At 56.5% G+C, this 4,971-nt stretch carries 3 protein-coding genes; all 3 read left to right on the top strand.

The window, feature by feature from the left end; translation table 11 throughout:
• Positions 1–485 precede the first annotated feature (485 nt).
• Positions 486–3,182 (top strand): DUF4118 domain-containing protein, encoded by a 2,697-nt coding sequence (locus ACOSYY_RS06425; protein WP_421661439.1) that lies wholly within the window; start codon positions 486–488, stop codon positions 3,180–3,182.
• Positions 3,183–3,229: 47 nt separating this feature from the next.
• The gene (locus ACOSYY_RS06420; RefSeq protein WP_421661438.1) at positions 3,230–3,922 is read left to right on the top strand and encodes a response regulator; all 693 of its coding nucleotides are present in this window, start codon (positions 3,230–3,232) and stop codon (positions 3,920–3,922) included.
• A 128-nt stretch (positions 3,923–4,050) separates the two neighbouring features.
• On the top strand, positions 4,051–4,971 hold a 921-nt coding region (locus tag ACOSYY_RS06415; protein ID WP_421661437.1), incomplete at its 3' end, for an outer membrane beta-barrel protein.

Raw genomic sequence — 4,971 nt, 5'->3', positions numbered from 1 at the left:
TCAATGTGTTGCAGTTAAATTTTGCGCTCGATGCGTTATCCCGCTGAGCTAATTTTCGTTCAACCTCCGAAGAAGGTGCCTTATGCTATTGCTTATTTTATTCCTGGTGACGCTCTGGGCGATTGCTTTCGTAATCTGGCTGTTATTGGGTTGGCTGCCTCCGGGCGGCCGGATCCACCCTCCACCCGGAGTTTACACCAATAAGCGATGATCCTTCCTTGGTCCACACGTTCTTGAGTCGGATCAGTCCTATACCGCGAAGTCCCGCCAATCAGCGCCTCGAGATTCATGTTTCCATAGGTGCTTTTCCGTTACTATTGAGAAAGCATAGTTCCCATGACATCAGAGTGTGGCAAGCAGGCGGCTCAGCCTGTCAATATGGCGTGACAATTCATGTGGGCCTGCCGGCTTCCTGTTGCCTGATTCTCGTGCTCTGCGCGGAACGTTTTTAGATGTATGCGGCGCGGCTTTAAACGGAGATCGCGATGAATTCACAGCGACCGGATCCCGACACGCTGCTGAAGCGTGTGCAGGCTGAAGAAGCCCGGCAGCTGCAGGGAAAGCTCAAAGTTTTTTTCGGCGCCAACCCCGGCGTGGGAAAGACGTATGCCATGTTGGAAGCGGCGCATGAGCGGCGACAAGAGGGCATAGACGTGGTCATCGGCGTCGTAGAAACGCATGGCCGCCCGGAAACCGACGCGCTTGTGAACGGGCTGGCCATACTCCCGCGCCGCGCCGTCGAGTATCGTGGGACGGTGCTGGATGAATTCGACCTCGATGCGGCGCTCGAGCGCCGCCCTTCCGTCATCCTTATCGACGAGCTCGCGCATACCAACGTACCGGGAATGCGGCACGCCAAACGCTGGCAGGACATTCAGGAGCTGCTCAAGGCCGGTATTACGGTCTATACCACGGTCAACGTGCAGCACTTGGAAAGCTTGAACGATGTGATCGCACAGATTACGGGTGTGCGCGTGCGGGAGACCGTTCCGGACTCCGTGCTCGAACGGGCCGATGATGTGGAGCTGATCGACCTTCCCCCGGACGACCTGCTCCAACGACTCAGAGACGGCAAGGTCTATGTTCCTGAGCAGATTCAGCACGCGATTCACAATTTCTTCGCCAAGGGTAATCTGATTGCGCTGCGAGAGCTTGCCCTGCGTCGCACCGCCGAGCGGGTGGACCAGCAAATGGAGGTGTACCGGCGAGACCATGCCGTGGTGAAGACGTGGCCCGCGGCGGAGACCATTTTGGTGTGCGTGAACATGAAATCGCGCGGCCCTCGTTTGATCCGAGCCGCCCGCCAGATGGCGGCCGACCTTCATGCGAAGTGGATTGCGGTGTATGTGCAGATTCCAAGGCATCTCCGGTCTTCTCAAGCAGATCGGGATCGCCTGGTCCAGACGCTGCGGCTGGCGGAACAATTAGGAGCGGAAATCGTCACCCTCACGGGGGAGAACGTCGCCCAGGAAATCTTGAGTTACGCACGGAGCCGCAATGCCACCAAGATCATCGTCGGGAAGCCGGTGCGACCTCTGTGGAAGGAATGGGTCTTCGGTTCGGTGGTATCGGAGCTGGTCCATCAAAGCGGGGAGATCGACGTCTATGTCATTACAGGGGAAGCGAGAGAGGGGAAATCGGTCTCGCGACGGAATCCTGCAACGGCCGGTGAAACGACGGGGTATGTCTCTGCTTCGGTCGGGGTGTTGATCGCGACGGCGATCGATTGGCTGATGTTTCCCTATTTCGCGGCCGCGAACCTGATCATGATCTATCTCGTCGCGGTGATCGTCATCGCGGTTCAGTGCGGCCGAGGGCCGTCCGTGCTCGCGTCGGTCTTGAGTGTGGCGGCGTTCAATTTTTTCTTTGTGCCGTCGTATTTCTCCTTCACCGTCTCAGATATCCAATATCTGTTGACCTTCGGTGTGATGTTGATGGTGGCATTAGTCACCAGTAACCTCGCGGTGCGGTTGCGTCATCAGGCCGCCTTGTCCCGCAGTAGAGAGAGACGCACCGGAGTGCTCTATGCGATGAGTCGGGATCTCGTCATGCATCGAGGGACGGGCATGATCTCCCGCCTTGCGGTCAAGCATCTTCGGGATGTCTTCGACGCGCAAGTCGCGCTCTTTTTGTCGGATGCGAACGGGCGGGTGCAACTCCAACGCGGCGAGCAGTCGTATTTCGATCTTGATCCGAAAGAATCGGGGGTTGCTCAGTGGGTGTTCGACCACAATGAACGAGCCGGATTCGGCACGGATACGCTGCCGGGGACCAGCGGACTGTATTTGCCGCTCGTCGGTTCATCCGGAGCGATCGGCGTCATCGCAGTGCGACCGAAGGATCCTGCGCTTCTGCTCGATCCGGAGCAGCTGCATTTACTGGAGTCCTTGGTGAGCCAGGTGGCATTGGCGCTCGAACGGACCCGTTTATCAGAAGAAGCTCAGCAAGCGCACGTGAGAGCGGAAACCGAACGCATGCGCAACGCCATTCTCAGTTCGGTGTCCCATGATCTTCGAACGCCGCTCGCTACCATCACGGGTGCTGCCAGCAGCATGGTGGAAGCGCAAGAAGAGCTCAATACTGTAGACCGGCAGGACCTCGCCCGATCAATCTATCGGGAGGCTCATCGCCTTGATCGTTTGTTGAAGAACGTTCTCGATATAATGCGGATTGAGGCAGGGGCCGTGCAACTCAGCAAAGAGTGGCACCCCATCGATGAAGTCATCGGCGCAGCCCTGGCCAGATTGGACGGACGGTTGGGCGATCATGCCGTCAACACGGCATTGCCGGACGATCTACCGCTGGTATTTATCGACGGAGTGCTCTTGGAACAAGTGATCATCAATCTTGTCGAGAACGCCGTCAAGTATACACCTCCCGGAAGCGCGATTGATCTGTCTGCGTCGGCCAATGATCGCGAGATCATCGTGGAAGTGGCCGATTGCGGGGCCGGAATTCCCACGGGCGAGGAGGACCGCATTTTCGACAAGTTTTACCGCGGCAAATCCGCGCGAGAAGGAGGAGTCGGGCTGGGGTTGACGATTTGTCGCGGCATCGTTGAAGCTCACGACGGGCGTATTTGGACCGAGAATCGGCCGAGAGGCGGCGCCCTTTTTCGGTTCACCATTCCGGTATCGAAGGAGCAGCCGGCTGTCGAAATGGAACAGGCACAGGTCCGGTGAGCCGATCACTTCATCCGAAAAATTAATCGCTCTAATCGGAACGTCTCATGTCACAGGAACCAACCATCCTCTTGATCGAAGATGAGCCGGAAATCCGACGGTTTCTCAGGACGACGTTACCTGCTCATGGATTTCGGCTTCACGAAACTGTAACGGGCAAGGATGGGCTCACAGAAGCTAAAGCAAGGAATCCCGATCTCATCTTGCTCGACCTCGGCCTGCCTGATTGTGATGGAGAAGAGGTCATCCGCCAGGTGCGGGCATGGACCGACACGCCCATCATCGTGCTGTCTGCTCGTGCTCAGGAACAGGCGAAGGTGACGGCACTCGATCTCGGCGCCGACGACTATGTCACGAAGCCGTTCGGAGTGAATGAGCTTCTGGCACGGGTGCGAACCGCGCTTCGCCATTCGGCCAGAACCGGGGATGGCGGCGAACCGGTGTTTGTCCTCGGCGATCTGAAGGTGGATTGTGATCGACGGCAGGTGTTTGTCTCAGAGAAGGAAGTTCACCTTACACCGATTGAATACAAGCTGCTCACCACGTTGGTCCGGCACGCCGGCAAGGTGCTGACCCATCGCCAGCTGTTGAAAGAAGTGTGGGGGCCGCTTCATGTGGACGAAGGTCACTACCTACGGGTCTATATGCGCCAATTGAGAAACAAACTGGAACGCAATCCGGCGCACCCGCGTTATCTTGTGACAGAGCTTGGAGTCGGATATCGGCTTCGAACGGAATGACGGCACTGCTCTTCTTCACGCGTTTCTGACACTCACTTCTTCTGTTTCTATCCCGTTTTGATATCTGACACGGTATAGTTTGCGAGCCGGGATTGGGAGCTGGTCTCCTGCATGGTTGTAAAGGTTATATGAGGCAATCGGGCGCCGCCTATTCACGTATAGACAATGCGGGGACGGTCCATCATGAACAATGGCGTACGCATATCAGTCGGCTGTTAATCGCATTGGAGCTATTCGCGACGGTGCCTGTCTGTGTGGCTCAAGAGCCGAATCAGGTATCGAAGGAAACCGCGACATCGGTACCCGGCGCAACCAATCATCCAGAAGCTGCTACGACCGATTGGCGCTACGGGGCTTATGTGGACGTGAGTTACATCGGCAATTTCAACTTTCCTGACAATCACCTCTGGCGCAGTCGCACCACAGCATTCCACCATAACGAGCTTTCACCCAACATGGGGCTGGCGTATGTGCGAAAGGACGCGAGTGTGTCCTCACGCTGGGGTATGGAGCTTGGCTTCCAAGGCGGTCGAGACTCAGAACAGTTCGCATACTTACTGGGGGAGAGACGAGTCGATGGAGCGGATGTGCTGAGACACGTTCACCGCGCGAATGTTTCTTATCTGGCACCCGTCGGCCGCGGCGTCATGATGACCGCCGGTTTATTTGACAGTCTGATCGGGTACGAATCGTTCTATGCAAAAGATAATGCCAACTACACGCGGTCGTGGATGGCGGACAACTCCCCGTACATGATGTTCGGCGTGAATGCGCAGTATCCTGTGAACGACGACCTTACCATCACCGCTTTTATCGTAAATGGATACTATCATCTGTCTCATCCGAATGATCTTCCGAGCTACGGCGGAAGATGGGTCTTGAAAGCTACACCACGACTAACCGTCACGCAAACCATCTACGGAGGCCCGGATCAAACGGATACGTCTCTGGAATTTTGGCGTGTGTACGGGAATCACATCCTGGAATGGAAAGACGACAATGTGACGGTCGCGGCGTCCTTCGACATTGGAACCGAGAGCATTGCGGGA

This window comes from Nitrospira sp. BLG_2, assembly GCF_049222245.1.
This window is presented reverse-complemented; position numbering and strand designations above follow the sequence as displayed.